Source organism: Labedaea rhizosphaerae, from assembly GCF_004362825.1.
Lineage (GTDB): Bacteria > Actinomycetota > Actinomycetes > Mycobacteriales > Pseudonocardiaceae > Labedaea > Labedaea rhizosphaerae.
Genome location: NZ_SNXZ01000001.1, coordinates 968,559 through 990,395, shown reverse-complemented (window position 1 = coordinate 990,395; position 21,837 = coordinate 968,559). Strand labels below are relative to the sequence as shown.

The following is a 21,837-nucleotide window of genomic DNA, read 5'->3' as shown; positions in this document are numbered from 1 at the left end:
GTCATGACGCAGAGCACCGACACCGCGCCCGAGCCGGAACTGTTGTGGCAGCCCGATCCCGCGCAGGTCGCCGGGACCCGGATGGCCGCGTTCCGGCAGTGGCTCGCCGACGAGCGTGGCGTGCGGTTGGCCCACTACGAGGCGCTGTGGCGCTGGTCGACGGGGTCGATCGAGGACTTCTGGGGCGCGCTCGCCGACTTCCTCGGCGTGATCTTCCACGACCAGCCCGAGCGGGTGCTCGAGGAGCGGAAGATGCCGGGCGCGCGGTGGTTCCCGGGCGCCACGCTGAACTACGCCGAGCACGCGCTGGCCGAGGGGCCGGGCAAGGGCGACGGCGACCTGGCGCTGGTGTTCGAGCGCGAGGACGGGCACCGTGAGCAGCTGACCTACGGGGAGCTGCGCGCGCAGGTCGCCGCCGTGCGGTCCGCGCTGGTCGAGCTCGGCGTCAACCGGGGCGACCGGGTGGTCGCGCTCGCGCCGAACTGCCCGCAGACCCTGGTGGCGTTCCTCGCCGCGGCCAGCCTCGGGGCGACGTGGTCGTCGTGCTCGCCGGACTTCGGCGTGCGGGCCGTGGTCGACCGGTTCGCCCAGATCGAGCCGGTCGTGCTGTTCGCGGTGGACGGATACGTCTACAACGGACGGTCCTTCGACGTGCGGCCGACGATCGAGAAGCTGCGGGCCGAGATCCCGGCGCTGACCGCGACGGTGTTGATCGACTACCTCACCGGCGAGGCGACGCTGCCCGACACGCTGCCGTGGCGCGATCTGCTTGACCGCCAAGGCGAACTGGCCTTCGAGGCGGTGCCGTTCGACCACCCGCTGTGGGTGCTGTACTCGTCGGGCACCACCGGCCTGCCCAAGGGCATCGTGCAGGGTCACGGCGGCATCGTGGTCGAGCACCTCAAGGAGCTCGCGCTGCACTGCGACCTCGGTCCCGGCGCCAAGTTCTTCTGGTTCACCACGACGGGCTGGATGATGTGGAACTTCCTCATCTCCGGCCTGCTCGTCGGGTCGACGATCGTCCTGTACGACGGCAGCCCGGCCCACCCCGACCTCGACGCGCTGTGGAAGCTGGCACAGGACAACGAGGTCAGCTTCTTCGGCACGTCGGCGCCGTACGTGCAGTCGTGCCTCAAGGCGGGCGTCAAGCCGGCCGCGAAGTTCGACCTGTCGTCGCTGCGCGCGCTCGGCTCGACCGGCGCGCCACTGACCCCGGAGGGCTTCCGCTGGATCGCCGACGAGGTGGGCGCGGACGTGCAGATCTGTTCGGTGTCCGGCGGCACCGACCTGTGCACGGCGTTCGTCGGGTCCGCACCGGATGTGCCGGTGTGGCTGGGCGAGCTGTCGTGCCGCGCGCTGGGCGCCGCGGTCGCGTCGTTCGACGAGGCTGGCCACGCGGTCGTCGAACAGGTCGGCGAGCTGGTCGTGACCGAGCCGATGCCGTCGATGCCGGTGTTCTTCTGGAACGACCCGGACGGCACCAGGCTGCATGAGTCGTACTTCGAGACCTACCCCGGCGTCTGGCGCCACGGCGACTGGATCCGCATCACCACCCGCGGCTCCGCGGTGATCTACGGCCGCAGCGACTCCACGCTGAACCGGGGCGGTGTCCGGATGGGCACGAGCGAGTTCTACCGGGTCGTCGAGGGCTTCGACGAGGTGGCGGATTCCCTGGTGATCGACACGTCGGGGGCCGGGCAGACCGACGGCGAGCTGCTGTGTTTCCTGGTCCTCGCGCCGGGTGCGTCGCTCGAGGCCGTCGAGCCGCAGCTTCGCAAGGCCCTGCGCTCGACGTTGTCGCCGCGGCACGTGCCGGACCGCTTCCTGGTGGTCGCGGAGGTGCCACGCACCCTGAACGGCAAGAAGTGCGAGGTCCCGGTGAAGAAGATCTTGGCGGGTGTGGCTCCGGAGAAGGCGGTCAGCCGGGATGCGCTGGCCAACCCGGACGCGCTGGCACCGTTCCTGGACCTGGTCACATGATCGTCGCCGCCGCGAGGCCGCTCGACCAGGCGTCGGCCAGGACCGCCGTCGCGAGCCGGGAGACCGTGCGCGTGATCACCTGGTCGGCCCGGATCGTCGGGCTGATCGCGGTGGCGTCGGTGGTCTGGCCGGCTGGTCGGGTGCGGCTGCGGGGCACCGTCGAGCGCTGGCTCGACCTCCCGCCGCAGGCCACGCTCGCGGCGGCGGCACTGGTGCTCGCGTCGGGCGTGTTGTTGCTGATGGTGGCCACGGGTCTGCGCAGGCGCAAGCGCCGGGCGTGGCAGCTCGCGTTGCTGATGTGCGCGTCGATCGCGCTGCCGCACCTGGTGCTCTGGCGCGGGGTCGGGTCCGCGCTGACCGCGTTGGCGCTGGGTGTGGCGTTGCTGCGGACCAGGAGTGAGTTCACCGCGCAGCCCGATCCGGTGGGCAAGGGGCGGGGCGTGCTGGTGTTCTGCCAGCTCGTCGGCGCCGGCTTCGTGATCAACATGCTGCTGCTCACGCTGCCGCCCAAGCACATGGTCATGGCCGACGGGTGGTGGCAACGCGTCGAGCACGCGGCGCTGTCGTTCGCCGGGATCAGCGGCGACGTCCGGTTCGGCTCGGAGTGGATGGGCGACCTCGTCGCGCTGGTCGGCGGGGTGTTCGGCATGGGTGCGTTGCTGCTCGGCGGGTACTTCCTGCTGCGCACGGCGGAGCCGAAGCCGGGCCTGTCCACCGACGAGGCGGACCGCCTGCGTGAGCTGATCGACCGGCACGGCACGGGCGACTCGCTCGCGTACTTCGCGTTGCGCAGCGACAAGTCGGTGGTGCTGTCCCCGACCGGCAAGGCGGCGGTGAGCTACCGGGTGCTGGCCGGGGTCGCGCTGGCGTCGGGCGACCCGCTCGGCGACAAGGAGGCGTGGCCGGGCGCGATCGAGGCGTTCCGCGCCGAGTGCCGCGGGCACGGCTGGGTGCCCGCGGTGCTGGGTTGCTCCGAGCTGGGCGCGACGGTGTGGTGCCGGCATGGCCTGGACGCGCTGGAACTCGGCGACGAGGCCGTGGTCGATGTGGCGACGTTCACACTGGACGGCCGGTGCATGCGTGGCGTGCGGCAGGCCGTGGCGAAGCTGCGGCGCGCCGGGTACACGGTGTCGGTCCGCCGCGTCGCCGAGCTGGCGGAGCCGGAGCGTCAAAGCCTGGCCGAGCTGGCCGAACGCTGGCGCGGCACCGAGACCGAACGAGGCTTCTCAATGGCGTTGTCCCGGCCCGCCGCCCGCGTGGACCCCGCATGCGTGGTCGTGACGGCGGAGAAGGATGACCAGGTCAGCGGCATGTTGCAGTTCGTGCCGTGGGGTCGCGACGGCCTGTCCCTGGACCTGATGCGCCGCGATCGGCTGGCGGGCGACAACGGGCTGAACGAGCTGATGATCACCTCGCTGCTGGCGCAGTGCCCGGCCCTAGGCGTGTCGCGGGTGTCGCTGAACTTCGCGGTGTTCCGCGCCGCCCTGGAACGCGGCCGCCGCATCGGTGCCGGTCCGGTCGCCCGGCTGTGGGCCCGCGCGCTGCGGCTGGGTTCGCGGTGGTGGCAGATCGAGTCGCTGTACCGCTTCAACGCCAAGTTCGACCCGGCTTGGGTGCCCCGCTACCTGCTGTTTCCCGCAGTGCGCGACCTCCCGCGGATCGCGTTGGCGGCCATCGAAGCCGAGGGTTTCGGCGGTCGCCCGCCGGCGTTGCTGCGCGTCCTGCGGCGGTAGGTGGGGCCAGTTTGGAGGGCGATGAGCGGCCTGTGTACTCTGCTCGTCGAGCGGCCTGGGGCCCCGGGAGGCTTCGCCTAGTCTGGTCTATGGCGCCGCACTGCTAATGCGGTTGGGGTTCACAGCCCCTCCCGGGTTCAAATCCCGGAGCCTCCGCTGTCTCGGCCTCGGCCGAGCACACAACTGAACAAGCGCCCGTAGCTCAACGGATAGAGCATCTGACTACGGATCAGAAGGTTAGGGGTTCGAATCCCTTCGGGCGCGCGTCTGGTTGAGACAGCAAGCCCCGCTACCTGGTCAAACAGGTAGCGGGGCTTTCTCATGTCTGCGGCGTCAAGATCATGCCCACACGAAACCGACACAAAATCGGGCGCATTCGTCGAGTGTGGGAGCGCATGACCGGCGCGTTCCGCTGTGTTGGCGACTCCTCGGGAGGTCGTGTGCGCGCGGACATGCTTGTCGAGCGGCAGACACGCGGCCGGATGCTTCAAGGCGCGCCGCGGCCACGGCATCAAGGTCAATAACAGTGTGTCCGCGCGTCACATGAGGCTTAACCTGCCACCGTGAGCAGCCGTCGTCGCCGCGCCAGGCAGGACGCCGCATCCGAGACTGCCAACGGGAGCCAACGACGGTCGCGGCGGTCGTCCCCGGAATCGTGGTGGAAGCGGGCACTCTGGAGGCTTCGGACCACGGCCATCGTGTCATGGCGTCGAGATCGGGCGCTCTACCGCGATGTGGATCCACTGATCAGCGAGGTCGCCAGGAGCACCGACCCGCAGCACGCCTACGAGACCGGCGCACTGATCGCCGGGCTAGCCACCGACTGGATGGTCAAGGGATATCCAGACGGGACGCTCTACATGCTGTGGGCTGACCTTACGGATCTGTTCGAGAGCGAAAGCCTGGTCCGGATCGGCTGGGAGTCTGAACTCCTCACCGACGAGCAGGCTCACGCGGTCATGTTGCTCGCCGCAAACGAATGGCTCGCGACCCCGTCGCGCCGCCGCCACCGGTACTTGCGGCGATGGGCCGACCACGATCTTTGGCAAATGGCCTTGACCATGCAGCAATAGGCTCCAACGACATGCCCTCGCCAGGCGGGCAGCCTCCAGGGAAGCCGGGGAGCGCTGGTCGGTGCGGCGGGTGGTCGGGTTCCGTGCGGGGAAGCCACCGAAGGCGACCGGTTGCTGAGGCGCAGACCGAGCGGGTCGGTTCGAGTAGAACCCGCAAGCCGCGGAGCCCCCGCACGCTTGGAACCAGCCTGGTCCTCCTGCGACGATGAGCCGTGGCTAATCACGCGATCCGTTTCGAGTACCGGCGCCGCGGACCGGATGACGCGTTCGAGGTCGTTCCGGCCATTGACGGCACCGCGCTTACCACCCTGATCGACCGGTTCGAGCTCGCCGCCGGCATGCATCCGGCTGGTGGGGCGTACGGCGGCCTCGTCCCATCGTTCTTCCGCCACGACTCGATGAACGACCTCTTCCACGGCACTTCCGACTTCGGGCTCGGTGTCGACACACCTCTGCTCGCATGCGACTGCGGTGACGTCGGCTGCTGGCCACTCATGGCCCGGATCACCCTGGCAGGCGACCTTGTGATCTGGTCCCACTTCCGACAGCCTCACCGGCCCACGAGGGACTACAGCTCCTTCGGACCATTCATGTTCGACCGCGAGCAGTACGACGCTGCCGTAGACGACCTAGGCGTCGCAGTCGAGGCAAGCTGAAGAAATGGCCCTCGCCGGGCGGACAGCCTCCAGGGAAGCAAGGGGAGCGCTGCCGAGCAGGGGCGGGTGGTTGGAGTTCCGCGCGGTGGCTTCCCCATCGGCCGGCACTGCCTACCCGGTGCGAGGCAGGCCCACAAGCATGGACCGACTGCTTGCAGGCCGTCCGCGCACGGGTCGAGACGGCAACATGTCTGCGGGCGCCAAGATCACGCCCACACAAAATCACGCGTTCTCGTCGATGACCGGGAGCAGCTTGGCCACCTTCGGCACAGCCACCGAAGAGCCGACGGCGAACCAGGGCCTACAGCCCAGACGCGTTCGGCGACAACCAGTCAGTGAACCTGCTTCGAACCGGATCCACCTCGGCGAGGTCAACCAGCAAGACGTCAATGCCGCCGTCGTACGGATGACAGACTCGCCGCATCGTTGCATCCATGATGAGCACGCCGGCCGTCTTGTCGTCGGCGGCAGCGTCGAGCAGGGGATCCAGGCACCCGGGCGTCCAGTGGACGGTGCTCACGTACATGTGCCACTGCGAGCCGCTCTCCAGGTCGACCGAGGTCCAGTAGCGTGCGCCCGGATGCCAGGCTTCATGCTCCGCAGGGCGTGAGGGCGCGGGTGGCTCGTCGCTCCAGTCCGGGCTGACGACGAAGACATCCTGACCGCAAAACAGCTCGTCGAGGATGGCGTTGTAGCGGCCAAGTATGGTGGCGAGCTCGTCCACCGTGTCCGGGTAGCGCTTCGATCCCGGCAAAGTATGAAACCGCACCCAGCGATCTGGATACACCTGTCGCAGGACAGGCCCGTACGGCTGGCACGACAGCCAATTCTCATCCCAGCGGGCCAGCAAGTCCTCGTTCGCCACGACCTGACGCTAATCCGCCTGTCGAACGATATGCCCTCGCCGGGCAGGCAGCCTCCAGGGAAGCAGGAGGGCGCGGTTGGGCGGCGCGGGTGGTCCGGTTCCGTGCGGTGGCGCGCCGGCGCGGAGTTCAGTTGTCCAAGAACGTGTGGCTCAGTGTGTCTGTCTTCGAGCGCCGCTCGCGGGGGCTCGTCCCGGCCTTGCGCGACCTGACTATCTCCCGGACGCCGGTGACCAGCATGAACACGCCGAGCCAGAGCAGCGCCGGCAACGACATGGCAACGCCGAGCCCCACCGAGGTTGCCCCAAGCGCGATGTGCCCCACCGAGACCACGACATCCAGCCATCGGCGCAGGCCAGACAGTGCCCACGAAGCACTGAACAGGCCGATGAGGATCGCGGACACCGTGACCCCGTGCTTGTCATGCCAGAACCCGATGGGAAGAGCCACAAACAAGACAGCACCAAGCACCATGGTGAGGCGCATCCACAGCTCGAACCGACTCTTCACAGACCCCCCAAAGCACCCGATTACAGACGCTATCCCACTGTGGGGTCACATCGTTACTGCGCCACCAACGCCCTCGCCGGGCAGGCAAACAGCGCCGACTATTGGTCCGTTATGGCTTCGGCCGCCATGCTCCGGGTTGCCCTGGCGCCGCCGCGTCGGGTGGGTCCCAGCACGGTTGGGAATCGATCATGGACGAACGGGTGTTGAGCCTTCCCGAGTTGTTCGCCGCTCGGCTGGGCTGCGCGGACGCGCCGGCGGTGATCGCCGGGGAGGAGTGCCTCACCTTCGGCGAGTTGGACCGGCGCAGCAACCAGGTTGCCGCCTACTTGGCGGGCCGGGGCGCCGCTGCCGAGGTGGTCGTCGGCATCAGTTTGCCGAGGTCGGTCGACTTCGTGGTCGCGGTCCTCGGGGTGCTCAAGTCGGGCGCCGCTTTCCTGCCGATCGACCCGCTGGAACCACTGGAGCGCAAACGGTTCATCGTCGAGGACGCGCATGTTCTGCTGACGTTGACCGAGGAGCGGCTGCGTTGTGACGAGTCGATCATCGACAGCTTCCCGGCCGATGCGCCTGCGCACCACCCCGACCCGGACAGCCTCGCCTACGTCATCTACACCTCCGGCTCGACCGGCACGCCCAAGGGCGTCATGGTCCAGCACGCCTCCGTGGTCAACTACCTGACCTGGGCCGCCGAGCACTACGGGGGCGCCGAAGGTGGCGCCGTCCTGCAAAGCCCGCTCAACACCGACCTCGGCATCACCTCGTTGTTCGTGCCGCTGCTCACCGGTCGCCCGGTGCATGTGCTGCCCGGCGCCGAATCCCTGATCGACGAACTGCCCATGGCCTTGGCCCGCGGCGGTCTCGGCTTCGTCAAGCTCACCCCGGCCCACCTCGACCTGCTCTCGGCGGCGCTCGACCCCGCGACGGCCGGCGGCGCGGCCAGGTTGCTGATCGGCGGGGAGGCGTTGCGGTTCGCTCAGCTGGACTTGTGGCGCACCGCAAGCCCGGACACGGTGATCGTCAACGAGTACGGCCCCACCGAGGCGACGGTTGCCTGCTGTGCCAACGAATTCCCGGCCGCGACCGGTGGCGACGGACCGGTGCCGATCGGGCACGCCATCGCCGGCGCCACTTTGCGGGTGCTGGACGAGCAGCTGCGCCCGGTCCCGGACGGCGAGGTCGGCGAGTTGTACGTCGGCGGCCCGCCGGTCAGTCGCGGTTACCTGCACCGGCCCGCCATGACGGCCGCCGCGTTCCTGCCGGATCCCGGGTCGGACGGCGGCCGGGTCTACCGCACCGGCGACCTCGTCCGCCGCGACGGCGGCGGGATGCTCGTCTACGTCGGCCGTACTGACGACCAGGTCAAGCTCGGCGGTCACCGCATCGAACTCGGCGAGGTCGAGACGGTCATGCGCGGCATCGAGGGGGTTCGTGCGGTGACGGTGGCCTTGCGCGCGCCTGGCACCAGTGCGGCCGCCCTCACCGCGTTCGTGCAGCTCGACGACGGTGTCGACACCGACGGCGTGCTGCGGGTGCTCCGCGAGCGGTTGCCCGACTACATGGTCCCGGCCGAGGTCCACGCGGTGGACACGTTCCCGCTGACCACCCAGGGAAAGGTGAACCGGACGTTGTTGCTCGAGTCGCTGGACGGCACCGCCGACACCGACCTGGAACGCGACGTGAGCGAGATCGTCGGTGATCTGGTGGCGATCAAGTCGGTGGACGTCGGGGAGAGTTTCTTCGCCATGGGCGGCGATTCGGCCCTGGCTGCTCGCTTGGTGACCCGGCTGGGGCGTGCCTACCAGGTCGACGTGCCGGACGCGGTGTGGCTGCAGCGCCCGTCGGTCGCCGGCTTCGCCGAGCTGATCCGCACCTACCGGCGCCACGGCCGCGACGCGGCGTTGTCCCTGGTGGGCCAGTCGTGACCGGCCAGGATGGTTACCACGCGATCCTGCATCTCCTCGACGCGCACGGCACCGCGTACCGGGTCATGGAGCACGAGCCGGCCGGCCCCACCGCGGAGGCGAGCGCGCAGCGGGGGCACGACCTGACCGACGCGGCGAAGTGCCTGATCGTCGAGCTCAAGGGCGAAACCGAACCGAAGTACGTGCTCGCGGTCGTCGAAGGCCACCGGCGGGTCCACCTCAAGTCGGTGCGCAGGCTCTTCGGGTGTTCTGACGCGAGCCTGGCCCCGGCGGAGGTCGCGGAGCGGTTCGGCCGCGCGAAGATCGGCTCGATCCCGCCGTTCGCCTTCGAAGGCGCCCTCGAACTCGTCGTCGACGTCCGGCTGCTCGACCACCCGACGATCTACTTCAACGCCGCCCGCCTGGACCGCTCCCTGGAACTGGACGTCCGCAGCTACCTGCAGGTCGCCATGCCGCGCATCGCCCGCATTGCAAGGTGATCCTTACAGTGCGACTTGGACGCGGCGGCCCGGGTTTCCGGTGCCCTTGTCGTTGACACCCAACACGTGCACGTCGTAGAGCTGGTGCGCTGGGATGCCGGTCGCGGTGATATCGGTTTGGCCGGTGCACTTGGCCGCCGCGCGTTCCACGGAGTTGAAGAACACGTGGCAGAAGGCCGACCCGCCGCCGCGGACGGAGACGCGGACGCGGGCTTTGCCGTCGCCCAGGGGGGTCGCGCTCAGCACGTCCACGGTCGGGCCGGGGGCGCCGGGCAGCGGCTTGGTCGACGTCGGGCCCTTGGGCTTCGTGGTGGAACCAGCCGCCGAGCTGCCCGTGCCGCCCGTTCCGCCGCTCGTACCGCCGGGCGGCGCGGTGGGGGTCAACGTCACCGTGTCGGGGGTGGCGGGGATGGTCTCCGTCGTCGTCGGCGTGATGGTCGGGGATGGCGGCGGTGGGGTCGTGGTCGAGGGCGCTTCCTTGTAGACCGGTGGGATCTGGTCGCTGGTGGGGACCGGCGTCAGCGTGCCGTTGGGGTCCATCACCACGCTTTTCAGCCCGTCCGCCGAATCCACGTACACCCGGCCGTCGTCGCCCTGGGTGGCGCGCGCGTTGCCGCTGAGGATGTGGGTGGCGCGGCGGTTGCCCGTGGCGTCGTAACTGGTGACCGTGCCGGTGTTCTCGTCGACGACGGCCACCGCATCGCCCGCGGTGCAAGGACGTTCGTACTTGCCGGGCGCCAAGGGCACGCGCATCACATCGCCGCCGACGGCGACGAGCAGCAGCCGGTTGCCGACCGGATCGATCACCGGGATGCGGCCGTCCACTGAGGACCCGCCGATCAGGGCGTTGCCCGGCAGCCGGACCCCGAGCTTCGTGGGACGGTCCTTCGTGGTGAGGGGGTGCACCGTCGAGGTGTCCGTGTCGACGAAGACCGGCTTGCCGTCCAGCAGGGTGAGCGCCCCCTGCGCCGGGATCTTCACCTTGCACTGCAACGTCGTCTCGACCACGCAGACCTCGCCGGTGTCGGGACGGTTGACCCACAGCTCGCCGGCCGGCGTCATCACCGGCGCACCGAGCTTGACCCCCGCGGTGATCGGCTGCTGGCTGCCCAGCGGCACGATCATGCCCGCCGCGCGATACACCAGGTACCCACGCCCGCCCGCCTGCATGGGCACCGGCGCCTCACCGACGCCCACCGACGGCTTGTCGTCGGTCACGCCGGTCCGGGTGAACTCGATCGTCTTGTCGGTGTCCACCAAGTAGTTCGTGTGCTGGTCCTGCACCACCAGGCTGTCGGCGCTGGCCGAGCCGACCGGCACGGACGCGTCCACCTTCTTGTTGCCGCCGTCGACGTGCACCGCGGCACCGAGGCTCTGCACGTACACCCAGTGCCCCACCATCGGCGGCGGTGGCGCCGGTTGTGGCCGGAACGTGCCGGCGGTGACGACGATGCCGATCAGCACGGGCAGCACGACGCACGCCGCGATCGCCGCCTTGGCGCGGCGGTCGAGCCCGGCTGGATCCGGCGTCTTGGCGGACGGTTCCACGAAACGACTGTGCCCGGCCCCGGTCCAGTGCCGATACACCGTGTATCTCCGGTGGATGCCCCCTGGACCGCGTCGATCGATCCTCGGCGTCATGTTGGTCAAACACCGGCGGATCCTGATCGGCGTGGGCGTGCTCGCGGTCCTCGCGGGCGTCGTGATCGCGTTGCCGGTCGGTGCCGCGCCCGGCGACCCCGGCGGCGGCGACGAGCTCGCCGACCTGCTCGCGAACGGCCCGGCCCTCGACGGTCGCGGCAACAACCTCGAGCATCCGATGTGGGGCGCGGCCGGCACGCCGTACCTGCGCGTCGCGAAGCCGAACTACGCCGACGGCAAGGGCGCCATGGTGACCGGCCCGTCCGCGCGCTACATCAGCAACCGCGTCTTCAACGACCTCGGGCAGAACGTGTTCTCCGAGAACGACGCGTCGCAGTGGGTGTGGATCTGGGGCCAGTTCATCGACCACGACATCGGCCTCGAGGACTTCACGCCCGGCGAGGACGCGCCGCTCAAGTGGGACGCCGGCGATCCGCTGGAGCGCTACAAGAACGCCTACGGCAAGATCGCCTTCACGCGCACCCCGGCCGCTCCGGGCACCGGCACCGCGGCCAGCCCGCGCCAGCAGCTCAACCAGATCACGTCGTTCATCGACGCCTCGCAGGTGTATGGCAGCTCGCCGATCCGGCTGGACTGGATGCGGGAGGGCCCGGTCGACGGCGACCCGACCAACAACTCGGCGAAACTCTTGCTGCCCAACGGGTTCCTGCCCAGGGCGGGCGACCGCGACACACGGGTGGCCGCGCCGGTGATGGAGCCCGACGGCCCGCTGCAGGCGCACCCGGAGAACATCCGGATCGCCGGTGACTTCCGGGCCAACGAGAACGCGCCGCTGACCCTGGCCCAGACCCTCTTCGCCCGCGAGCACAACCGGATCGTCGACTCGTTGGCCAGCTTCGGGCTGCCCGAACAGGAGAAGTTCGAGGTCGCCCGCCGGCTGGTCGCCGCGGAGATCCAGTTCATCACCTACAACGAGTTCCTGCCGTCGGTCGGCGTCCAGATGCCGCAGTACACCGGCTACAAGCCGGGTGTGAACCCGTCGATCTCCAACGAGTTCGCGACGGTCGGGTACCGCGCGCACAGCATGGTGCACGGCGAGTTCGACCCGCCGTTCGTCGACGGCGACTACTCGGACGCGCAGATCACCGAGTTCCGCCAGGAAGGCATCGGCATCGTCAAGAACGCAAGCGGTACCAGTGGAACCACAACCACGAACAACACCGGCGGCGGCACGCTGGAGATCCCGTTGAGCGCGACCGAGGGCAACCCGGACCTGGTCGGCCAGGTCGGCATCGGGCGCTTGGCCAAGGAGTTCGCCGACGGCCACCAGTACCGCAACGACGAGCTGATCGACGACTCGATGCGCAGTGTGCTGTTCCAGGTGCCCAAGCCGGGCGCGCGCGACCCGAAGGTCTGTGGCAAGCCGACGGTGCTGCCCGACTGCTACGGCACGGTGATGGACCTCGGCGCCGTGGACGTGCAGCGCGGTCGCGATCACGGCATGCCGACCTACAACGAGATGCGCAAGGCGTACGGGCTCGCGCCGGTGACGTCGTTCGCCGACATCACCGGTGAGAACACCGACGAGTTCCCCTCCGACGTCCAAGGCAAGCCGATCGACGACCCGCAGATCCTCGAGTTCACCCAGTTGACCGACATCAACGGCAACGCCGTCAACGGCGAGCCGGCCTCCCCGCAGGCGCAGGAGACGGCCGTGGCCGGGGTACGCAAGACGACGACGGCCGCCCGCCTGAAAGCCATCTACGGCAACGTGAACAAGGTGGACGCGTTCGTCGGCATGATGTGCGAGTTCCACCCGGTCGGCCAGGAACTCGGCGCACTGCAGAAGGCCATGTGGACCAAGCAGTTCCGCGACCTGCGCGACGGCGACCGGTTCTTCTTCGCCAACGACCCGGCGCTCCGGCTGATCGAGCAGCGGTACGGGCTGACCTACCGGCACTCGCTCGCGCAGATCATCGCGATGGACGCCGGCACGCAGACCCAGGACAACGTCTTCCGGATCCCGCCGAGCCAATGAAGGCCCAGCAATGAAGGTCAGGTGTGCGGCGCTCGCCCTGTTCTGCCTGGGCGTGCAGGTGAGCGCACCGGCGGTGGCTCACGCCGAACCACCGCCCAACGGCTGCCTGACCAGGACGCCGATCACCCCGCTCATCCCGGACCGGCCGTGGGAGGACAAGCTCCTGGACCCGAGCCGGGTGTGGCCGGTGACCAAGGGGGCGCGCATCCGGGTCGGCGTCGTCGACTCCGGGGTGGACAGCGACAACCCGCAGCTGCGCCAGAAGGTGTTCTCCGGCTACGACTTCGTACTCAACCGGGCCGGGGCCCGGATCGACTGCGCGGCGCACGGCACGGCGGTCGCCAGCATCATCGTGGCCGCCCCGATAGCGCGCACGGCCTTCCACGGGATCGCGCCGGACGTGCGGATCGTGCCGGCCCGGGTGACCGACAGCGACGAGATCAAGGGCGGCGCGGCGATCGTCGCGCAGGGCATCCGGTACACGGTGGACAACGGCGTGAAGGTGCTCAACCTGTCGCTGACCATGTTCGACGACGACCCGGTGCTCCGCTCCGCCGTGGAGTACGCGCAGGCGCACGACGTGCTGGTCGTCGCGGCCGCGGGCAACCACAGCGGGGAAGGCAACCCCACGCCGTACCCGGCCGCGTACCCCGGGGTCCTGGGCGTCGGGTCCATCGACATCAGCGGGGCCAAGGCGACGGACTCGCAGACCGGCCCGTTCGTCAAGCTCGTGGCGCCGGGGGTCAAGGTCACCGGCTGCAACCCCATCCAGGGCCTCAAGTACTACAACGGCACCAGCTTCGCGACGCCGTACGTGGCGGGCGTCGCCGCCCTCGTGCGTGCGGCTTACCCGAAGCTGACCGCGGCCCAAGTGGCCGACCGGCTGATCGAGACGGCGAGCGTGGCCCGTGGCGGCCGGGGCGGCCCGGCCTACGGCGCCGGGATCGTCGACCCGTACCGCGCCGTCATGGACACGACGCTGGGCGACGGCGAGCCGGGCGCCAAGCCGACGCCGATTCCCGCCCCGCACCCGGATCCGGTGGCGGGGCGCAAGGCCGCGGCCGTCGCGGCCGAGAACGACCGGGCCCGGCACACGGCCACCGTGCTGCTCGGCGGTACCGCGCTCGTGCTGGTCGTCGCCGGTCTCGTCGTCGCCGGTCACCGTCGCCGTTGGACGGTCACCCGGCGGACTCCCTGACCGTTCGGGCCACCCGACCCAAACGAACGGGCCCGCGAGCAGGGGATGTGCTCGCGGGCCCGTTCGGTGTTGAACTAGGCCTGGATGACGCCGGGCGTCGACCGGGCCATGTTCATCTCGTTGGCCTCGAACTCACTGGCCGAGCCGGTCACCGCCTGACCGACCAGGGCGAGCCGGGCGTGCAGGTCCTGCTGGATCGCCTTCCACTGCAGGCGTGCCTCGTCGAAGGCGTTGCGTGCCGGGCCGTCCCACGACTCGTAGACGTTCATCATCGTCCGCTCGAAGGTGGCCATCTCCTGGTCCATCTGGTTGACGGCGTTGGCGACGTCGTTCGCGCCCTGCCGCATTGTTTCCCACTCCGCGCGAATAACCATTTCGGTAGCTCCTCGGTCCGGTCAGGCGTTCAGGTTGGCGGAAAGCGAGCTGCTCGCGGGGCTGTCGCCACCGGACGCGGAGGCCAGCTTCTGGTTGCTCGTCTGGTCCGCGGACTCGTGCGCGGCGGCGGTGCGCCGGATCTGCACGGCCAGCTCCTTGAGCTTGAGCTGCAGGCGGTTCATCGAGGTCTGGTAGTCGGTGTGGAAGGTCTGGAACGCCGTGGAGGACTTGCCCACCCACGCCTGCTCGAGCGGCTGGAGCCGGGACTGCAGCACGACCGCGTGCTCCTTCATCCGCTCGGCCACCTGGTCGGTCATCTGCGAAGCACTCAGCAGCGCCGAAGTATCGCCCTGGGCACGGGCCATGTTTGCGCCGGCCATTGTCACTCCAATGTCTTTTCTCGGCGAAATTCGTTTCCCCCGTTTCGGCGGGTTGTCACGAACGTAGCGCGGCGCGGCGCATGAATCCGCTCACCGGCATTTAGCGGTCAGGCCGTCCTGGCTGAGGTGGCCCCACCCGGTCAGCCGCCGGTGGCCGGCACGCGGGCCGCGTCCGGGCCCAGGGGGCTCGCCGCCGGAACCCGGCCGGTGAGCACCTCGGTGATCCGGACCGGGACGACGCCGTCGTAGCCGAGCACCTGTTGCACGTGCTGCGGGTCGAGCAGCGGGTGCAGCTTGCCCTGGTCGTTCACCAGCGCGATCGTGCCCTGCCCCGGTTCCTGGGTGGGGCTGGTCATGACCTCGACCAGCGCGGCCTTGCCCGCCGGCACGGCCACCCGCACGATGCCGTCGGGCGACGGCGGGACGGTGGCCGAGCCGCGGTCGGCGGCGGAAAGGCTTGCGCTGACGAGGATCTGGGGCGTGTCCTCACCCGGCTGGAACAACGCGCACACGGCCGCGTCCGGCTCGTCGAGCTGCGCGACCGGCGGGACGCTGCGGGGCAGGCCGCCCTTCTTCGACGGCTCCGGCGGCGTGCGCACGGCGCCTGCCAGCTCCCGGTTGCTCATCGGCACGTACGGGTTGGCGCGCGGGTCGAGGACGTGTTGCACGGCGGCCTGCAGCGGGCTCACCGACATCAGCTGGTCCGACAGCACCAGGTAGAACTGCGGTTGGGTGATGTCGTCGAGGCCGTTGTCCGGAGCGTCGTTGACCTCGATCAGCTGCCCGGCGACGAGGCTCTTGCCCGGCACGGCGGTCGACGCCGTGCCCGCATCGGTCACGGCGATCGGGTCGACCCGGGCCCCGGACGGAACCGTGTCCAGCCACCGGCTCGCGACGTCGGTCGCCGACTTGTCGGCCAGGCCGAGCGCCACGGTCACGTTGCCGGTGATCTCGTGCTTGAAACCTTGGTAGAGCAGGTATTCGCGGCCGGCCGCGGTGACCAGGGCGCCACGCCCGTTGAGGGCGGAGCTGTGGTCGGGCGTGTGACCGACCAGCAGCACCGTCTGCTGCGTGCGCTGGCCTTGCGTGTCCGTCGCGGGCTGGCTGCACACGCTCCAGCCGCCGCTGAGCAGCTGGTCCTTGCCGGGCAACGAGTCCGGCGCGTCCGGGATGCCGATCGGCACACCGGCCGGGATGCCCGCGAGCGTCGCGTGCGAGACCATCCGCACGTCGGCGTGCTTGTCGAGGGCGAGCAGCGCGGAGGTGTAGTTCATGACCGGGTGCAGCCGGCCGTCCATCAGCACGAACCGGGCGCCGGTCTCCTCCTCGACCGCGATGACATCGGTTGCCGTGAACTTGTTGCCACCGGGCACGAGCAGGCCGAACACCCACACCGCACCGCACGACAGGATCCCGATGACGATGCCGGCGATCGCGGCCATCGTGGGGCGGCGGAACGGCGGCTGCTCCGGGTCGGTCTCCTGCACGGCGAGCGCGGAGATCACCCGCTGCAGCATGAACTGGTGGGCCTGCAGCTGGTCCTTGTTGGTGCCCATCAGCCACCCAGCCCCCGCAGCCAGCCGTAGAGGCCGAGCACCGAACACGCCAGGGGCACCACGGTCAGGATCAGCAACACCTCGGCGAACTCGGCCGAGCGACCGAGGTACGGGCTCGTCGCGCGCCTGCTGTAGACGATGCCGATGGCGATCGCCGCCGCGCCCAGGGCGACCACGCCGGACGCGCCGACCGTGAGGCCTGTGGCGTTGCCGGGGCTCGCCAGCCCGACCAACGCGACCGCGGGCCCGGTCAGGCCGGTGACCAGCAGTGGCACCCGCTGCCGCACGATCGGGTGCAACCGGGCACGCAGGAGGAACGCCGCCGAGGCGATCAGCGCGAGGACCTGCGCCGTCATGCTCCCGGTGCGCAGCAACGTGACGATGCCGATCGTGCACACCACGGACGCGCCGGTCAGCATGCCGGTGAGCAACGCGTCGGCCCGGTTCACCGCGCGGTAGACCAGCGAACGCGGTGGCTGCGGGTCGTCGCGGACGAGGTCGGCGGTGGTGCGGGGCAGCACCGGCAGCGGCAGCTTGCCCAGCCGGATCGCGAGCGAGCCGAAGAGCGGGGACAGCGGCAGCAGGAACCCGACGAGCACGGCGGCGACGTGGTCGGCGGGCAGGCCCAGGTCGGTGCCGAGCCACGCGCCGGCCATGCCGAACAACCCCGTCGCGACGCCGCCCGCGAACAACCACGTGCCGTCGCCGACCGCGATGTACCCGACCAGCCCGAACGCGGCGAGCGCGGCACACCCGACAAGCAGTTGCGGCGCACCGAAGTCCCGCAACTCCAGCTCCGCGCCCGCCTGGCTCAAGGCGCCACCCGCGAACGCGTACGGCAACGCGACGAGCCCGGCCAACGCGCCCGCCACGCTGTCGCCGACGACGCGCGCGAGCACGATCCCCACCACCAGCAACAGGACCGCCTGGCCGAACGCCCAGCGTGCGGGCGCCGCCCAGTCGGGACCGGCGTTCGCCACCGCGACCAGGCCGAGCAGCAGCGCGACCGCGCCGATCGCCAGGCCCGCGGTGCGGGTGTAGCGCGGCGCCCAGCGCGCGCGCTTCTTCGCGCCGGTGGCGATGGCGTCGACGAGGTCGTCGTACTCCAGTTCGGGCCACTCCAGTCGGCGGGGCGCGAGGCGCAGCACCTCGCCGTCACGCAACCGGTGCGCGGCAAGGGTTCTGGTGTGGGTGAGCGGTGCGCCGTCGAACCGGCGCAGCACCCAGCCGCCGTGGTCGAGCCCGTCGTCCGCCAGTTCCTCGCCCGCGCGCGCGAGCAGGCCGGGGATGATCTCGGCGACCACGGCGTCCTCGGGCAAAGCGAGGTCCATCCGGCGTTTCGGCGCGGCGATGGTGACTCGAACCAGCTGGACAGGCACGCCACGACGGTGCCCTATTGCGGACACGTGATCGGTCCGGCGGCAGCAAGAGGACACGCCCCGATCGACGCCTTTCCCATGCACCAGGCTCGGCGACCATGGCTACTGTGCTGGTCAGCAGGCCGCCGCGACGGCAGGCACCGCCCCTGCCCGCCGGTCAGCTGGTGCTCGAAGCGCCGCCGGAGATCCCGAAGCCGCAGGGCCGCAACATGGGTCAGATGCTCATGGTGCTGCCGATGGTCGGCGGTTCGGCCGCCATGGCCATGATGTTCGGCGGCGGCGCGGGCAGCGGCGCGACCCGGTGGGTGGTGGCCGGTCTGCTCGGCGTGTCCGCGCTGGGCATGCTCGGCATGAGCTTCGGCCAGGGCACCCGCAAGGAGATGGGTTTCGCGCGCCGGCAGTACCTGCGCACCCTTGCCCAGCACCGGGTGCGGGTCTACCGCGTGGCGCAGCAGCAGCGGGAAACGTTGTGGTACCTGCACCCCGACCCGGATGAGCTGTGGTCGGTCGTGGTCAGCTACCGGCTCTGGGAACGCCGCCGCGACGACCCGGACTTCGGCGTCGCGCGGATCGGGCTCGGCCCGCAAGCGCTGGCCACCACGTTGGTGCCACCGGCGACCAAGTCGCTCGACCAGCTGGAACCGTTGTCCGCCTTGGCCTTGCGCCGGTTCCTGACCACGTACACGTCACTGCCCGACATGCCGGCCGCGATGGCGGTCAACGGGTTCAGCCGCGTCTACGTGCGTGGCGACGAAGACCGCTCGCTGGGGATGGTGCGTGCGGTGCTCGCGCAGCTGGTCGCGTTCCACGCACCGGACGACCTGCTGATCGCCGCGTGCGTGCACCCCGACCGCGCCGCCGACTGGGACTGGCTCAAGTGGCTGCCGCACGCGTTGCACCCCGAGGCGGTGGACGCCCTCGGCCGGATGCGGCTGGTCGCGGCGTCCGTCCCGGCGCTCGAGGAGATGCTGCAGGACCTGATCGGCGACCGGCCCCGGTTCGACCCCGGGCACCAGGCCGCGTACGCGGGCCCGCAGATCGTGATCGTGCTCGACGGCGGCGAGCGGGCTGGGTCCGAGCACCTGCTCGCGGGCACCGGGATCGAGGGCGTGACGATCATCGACCTCGGCGGCCTGCCACCGCGGGCGCTCGACGCCGCCTCGGTCGTGCTCGACCTCGATCCCGACCGCCTCGGCACGCTGCTCTCGACCACAATGGACGGTTCGACCGAGCTGGGTCAGGCCGACGGCATGGCGCTGGTCGAGGCCGAGATGCTGGCCCGCCAGCTCGCGCCGCTGCGCCTGTCGGCCGACGGCAAGGGGGAGTCGCCGCTCTCGGCCGAGCTGGCCCTGGCCGACCTGCTCGAACTCGGCGACCCCTACCACTTCGACCCGGCCACGACGTGGGTCCAGCGCCCCAACCGCGAGCGCTTGCGGGTCCGCTTCGGCCTGCGCCCCGACGGCAGCCCGGTCGAGCTCGACCTCAAGGAGTCCGCGCAGGACGGCATGGGCCCGCACGGCCTGCTGATCGGCGCGACCGGTTCCGGCAAGTCGGAGCTGCTGCGCACGCTGGTGCTCGGCCTGGCCGTGCGGCACTCGCCGAGCTCGCTCAACTTCGTGCTCGTCGACTTCAAGGGGGGCGCGACGTTCACCAAGCTGGACAAGCTCCCGCACACCAGCGCGGTGATCACCAACCTGGCTGACGAACTGCCGCTGGTCGACCGCATGACCGATTCGCTCAACGGCGAGTTGTTGCGGCGCCAGGAGTTGCTGCGCAGCGCGGGCAACTACGCCTCGCTGCGCGACTACGAGCGCGCGCGGGCCGCGGGCGCGCCGTTGGCTGAGATGCCCACCCTGCTGGTGATCTGCGACGAGTTCTCCGAGCTGCTGTCGGCCAAGCCGGACTTCATCGACATGTTCGTCCAAATAGGACGGGTCGGCCGATCGCTCGGCGTGCACCTGATGCTGGCCTCCCAGCGCCTGGAGGAAGGCCGGCTGCGCGGCCTGGACACGCACCTGTCATTCCGCATCGGCCTGCGCACGTTCTCCGCGGTGGAGAGCCGGGTCGTGCTCGGGGTCGGCGACGCCTACGAACTGCCCCGCGCGCCCGGTCACGGCCTGCTGAAGGCGGGCACCGACGCCATGGTGCGCTTCCGCGCCGCCTACGTCTCCGGCGCGTACCGGCACACCGAGGTGGTGACCACCGAGCAGGCCGCGAAGGTGGCCGCCGAACTGCGCGACTACACCTGCGATTACGTCCAACCCGACCTCGAGGCCGACGCGGACGAGGAGCAGGAAGCCGACGACGAGGCCGTCGGCGACAGCGTGCTCGACATCCTGGTCGACCGGATGGCCGGGCGGGGAACGCCCGCGCACCAGGTGTGGCTGCCGCCGCTGAAGGACCCGCAACCGTTGTCGCAGTTGCTGCCGCCGCTCGGCCTCGACCCCGGCCGCGGCTTCACCGTCGCCCAGGAAACCGGGCTGCACGGGTCGCTTCGCGCCGTCGTCGGGCTGGTGGACCGGCCGCTGGAGCAGCGCCGGGACCCGTTCGTGATCGACCTCTCCGGAGGCGCCGGGCATGCTGTTGTGGTCGGAGGTCCGCAAAGCGGTAAGAGCACGTTCCTGCGCACGCTGGTGGCCGGACTCGCGCTGACCCACACGCCGTTGCAGGTGCAGTGCTACTGCCTGGACTTCGGCGGCGGCACGCTCGGCACGTTGCGCAACCTGCCGCACGTCGGCGGCGTGGCCGAGCGCCGCGACGCGAGCGCGGTGCGCCGCACGGTCGCGGACATCGAACAGGTGGTGCGTGACCGCGAGGTGCGCTTCGCCGAGAACGGCGTGGACGGCATGGCCGGGTACCGGCGCGCTTGGCATGAGGGCAAGTTCGGCGACGACCCGTACGGCGACGTGTTCCTGCTCGTCGACGGCTGGATGACGCTGCGCAACGAGTTCGAGGACCTCGAGGACAAGATCACCGACATCGCCACCCGCGGTCTGTCCTACGGCGTGCACGTCGTGGTCAGCTGCGCGCGCTGGTTCGACCTGCGCCCGGGCATCCGTGACCTCTTCGGTACCCGGGTCGAGCTGCGCCTCGGGGACGACAACGACTCGTTCATCGACCGCAAGGCCATGCAGAACGTGCCGAAGGACGCGCCGGGCCGCGGCATCATCGACACCAAGCACCAGATCCTGATCGGGCTGCCCCGCGTCGACGGCAAGGCGAGCACCGAGGACCTGGCCGACGGCGTCGCGCACCTGGTGGCCACGGTCGCGGGGGCGTGGCCGATGCGCCGGGGCGCGCCGCCGGTGCGGATGCTGCCGAAGCTGGTGGAGGCCACCGAGCTGCCGCCCGGCGAGGCCGGCCGCGCGATGTCGCTGGGCATCGCCGAGCAGGACCTGCGGCCGGTCTACCTGTGGCCGAACACCGACCCGCACTTCATCCTGTTCGGCGACACCGAATCCGGGAAGACGGCGGTGCTTCGCTTGCTGGCCAAGCGGATCACCGAGGCGTACCCGCCGGACAAGGCACGCATCCTGCTCGTGGACTACCGGCGCACGATGCTCGGCGAGGTCCCGCAGGAGAACCTGATCGGCTACGGCACCAACAACACGGTGACATCGAGCATGATCAGCGAGGTCGCGCAGTCGATGGAGGAACGGCTGCCCGGCCCGGACGTCACGCCGGAGCAGTTGCGGGCCCGCAGCTGGTGGAAGGGCCTGGAGCTGTTCGTGATCGTCGACGACTACGACCTCGTCGCGAGCGGCGCGCACGGGAACCCGTTGGTGGCGCTGGCCGACTACCTGCCGCAGGCCCGCGACATCGGCCTGCACCTGATCATCGCCCGGCGCTCGGGTGGCGCGGGCCGGGCCTTGTTCGACCCGATCATCCAGCGGCTGCGCGAGATCGGCACGCCCGGGCTGGTCATGTCCGGCGACCGCGAAGAGGGTCAGCTGCTCGGTTCGGTGCGCCCGACGGCGCTGCCGCCCGGCCGGGGCTTCCTGGTCGGCCGGCGTGGGGACGCGCAACTGGTCCAGGTCGGCTGGACACCGCCCACGGAATGAGGCCCTGCCGGGTGCGGCCACCGGCCGCGCGC

At 70.4% G+C, this 21,837-nt stretch carries 16 protein-coding genes and 2 tRNA genes; 11 read left to right on the top strand and 7 right to left on the bottom strand.

Going from position 1 to position 21,837, the window contains the following annotated elements:
• The first annotated feature begins 3 nt into the window (after positions 1 to 3).
• The 6 genes from EV186_RS04455 to EV186_RS04430 all read left to right on the top strand — a co-directional run bounded on the left by EV186_RS04455 (position 4) and on the right by EV186_RS04430 (position 5,442).
• Positions 4 to 1,980, top strand: a complete 1,977-nt coding sequence (locus EV186_RS04455; protein ID WP_133847774.1) for an acetoacetate--CoA ligase — start codon at positions 4 to 6, stop codon at positions 1,978 to 1,980.
• Positions 1,977 to 3,713 (top strand): phosphatidylglycerol lysyltransferase domain-containing protein, encoded by a 1,737-nt coding sequence (locus EV186_RS04450; RefSeq protein WP_133847773.1) that lies wholly within the window; start codon positions 1,977 to 1,979, stop codon positions 3,711 to 3,713. The genes EV186_RS04455 and EV186_RS04450 overlap by 4 nt, the downstream gene beginning before the upstream one ends.
• 66 nt (positions 3,714 to 3,779) lie before the next feature.
• Positions 3,780 to 3,869 (top strand) — tRNA-Ser (locus tag EV186_RS04445).
• Positions 3,870 to 3,904: 35 nt separating this feature from the next.
• Positions 3,905 to 3,977 (top strand) — tRNA-Arg (locus tag EV186_RS04440).
• A 470-nt stretch (positions 3,978 to 4,447) separates the two neighbouring features.
• Entirely contained in the window at positions 4,448 to 4,786 is a 339-nt protein-coding gene (locus EV186_RS04435; RefSeq protein ID WP_133847772.1) for a hypothetical protein, read from the top strand.
• Between the two features lie 212 nt (positions 4,787 to 4,998).
• On the top strand, positions 4,999 to 5,442 hold the full coding sequence (locus EV186_RS04430; RefSeq protein WP_133847771.1) for a hypothetical protein: 444 nt from the start codon (positions 4,999 to 5,001) through the stop codon (positions 5,440 to 5,442).
• A gap of 301 nt (positions 5,443 to 5,743) precedes the next feature.
• Here the strand turns inward: EV186_RS04430 and EV186_RS04425 are convergent, their stop codons facing one another.
• Together EV186_RS04425 and EV186_RS04420 are read right to left on the bottom strand one after the other, a co-directional pair.
• A complete protein-coding gene (locus EV186_RS04425) occupies positions 5,744 to 6,307 on the bottom strand; it encodes a DUF3885 domain-containing protein (RefSeq protein ID WP_208115550.1) in 564 nt (187 codons plus the stop codon).
• Between the two features lie 127 nt (positions 6,308 to 6,434).
• Positions 6,435 to 6,791, bottom strand: coding sequence for a hypothetical protein (locus EV186_RS04420; RefSeq protein WP_133847770.1), 357 nt, complete (start codon positions 6,789 to 6,791; stop codon positions 6,435 to 6,437).
• 212 nt (positions 6,792 to 7,003) lie between these two features.
• Here EV186_RS04420 and EV186_RS04415 point away from each other — a divergent pair, with 212 nt between their 5' ends.
• Positions 7,004 to 8,737 (top strand): non-ribosomal peptide synthetase, encoded by a 1,734-nt coding sequence (locus EV186_RS04415; protein ID WP_133847769.1) that lies wholly within the window; start codon positions 7,004 to 7,006, stop codon positions 8,735 to 8,737.
• Complete coding sequence (locus EV186_RS04410; protein WP_208115469.1) at positions 8,734 to 9,216, top strand: YbaK/EbsC family protein; 483 nt, start codon at positions 8,734 to 8,736, stop codon at positions 9,214 to 9,216. Before EV186_RS04415 ends, EV186_RS04410 begins: the two co-directional genes overlap by 4 nt.
• A gap of 3 nt (positions 9,217 to 9,219) precedes the next feature.
• Here the strand turns inward: EV186_RS04410 and EV186_RS04405 are convergent, their stop codons facing one another.
• Complete coding sequence (locus tag EV186_RS04405; protein WP_133847768.1) at positions 9,220 to 10,764, bottom strand: hypothetical protein; 1,545 nt, start codon at positions 10,762 to 10,764, stop codon at positions 9,220 to 9,222.
• 91 nt (positions 10,765 to 10,855) lie between these two features.
• Between EV186_RS04405 and EV186_RS04400 the strand changes: the two genes are divergently transcribed.
• The gene (locus EV186_RS04400) at positions 10,856 to 12,856 is read left to right on the top strand and encodes a peroxidase family protein (RefSeq protein WP_166659013.1); all 2,001 of its coding nucleotides are present in this window, start codon (positions 10,856 to 10,858) and stop codon (positions 12,854 to 12,856) included.
• Between the two features lie 10 nt (positions 12,857 to 12,866).
• Positions 12,867 to 14,054, top strand: coding sequence for a type VII secretion-associated serine protease mycosin (gene mycP / locus EV186_RS04395; protein WP_133847766.1), 1,188 nt, complete (start codon positions 12,867 to 12,869; stop codon positions 14,052 to 14,054).
• A 74-nt stretch (positions 14,055 to 14,128) separates the two neighbouring features.
• On the opposite strand, the gene EV186_RS04390 is transcribed toward mycP, so the two are convergent.
• The 4 genes from EV186_RS04390 to eccD all read right to left on the bottom strand — a co-directional run bounded on the left by EV186_RS04390 (position 14,129) and on the right by eccD (position 17,744).
• Entirely contained in the window at positions 14,129 to 14,428 is a 300-nt protein-coding gene (locus tag EV186_RS04390) for a WXG100 family type VII secretion target (protein WP_133847765.1), read from the bottom strand.
• Positions 14,429 to 14,449: 21 nt separating this feature from the next.
• Complete coding sequence (locus EV186_RS04385) at positions 14,450 to 14,809, bottom strand: WXG100 family type VII secretion target (protein WP_133847764.1); 360 nt, start codon at positions 14,807 to 14,809, stop codon at positions 14,450 to 14,452.
• A gap of 140 nt (positions 14,810 to 14,949) precedes the next feature.
• Positions 14,950 to 16,365, bottom strand: a complete 1,416-nt coding sequence (eccB, locus tag EV186_RS04380) for a type VII secretion protein EccB (protein WP_133847763.1) — start codon at positions 16,363 to 16,365, stop codon at positions 14,950 to 14,952.
• On the bottom strand, positions 16,365 to 17,744 hold the full coding sequence (eccD, locus tag EV186_RS04375) for a type VII secretion integral membrane protein EccD (RefSeq protein WP_243753809.1): 1,380 nt from the start codon (positions 17,742 to 17,744) through the stop codon (positions 16,365 to 16,367). Before eccD ends, eccB begins: the two co-directional genes overlap by 1 nt.
• A 98-nt stretch (positions 17,745 to 17,842) precedes the next feature.
• On the opposite strand from eccD, the gene eccCa reads away from it, so the two are divergent.
• Positions 17,843 to 21,805 carry a type VII secretion protein EccCa gene (gene eccCa, locus EV186_RS04370; protein WP_133847762.1) on the top strand — a complete coding sequence of 1,321 codons (3,963 nt, stop codon included), beginning with the start codon at positions 17,843 to 17,845 and terminating at the stop codon, positions 21,803 to 21,805.
• Positions 21,806 to 21,837: the final 32 nt, after the last annotated feature.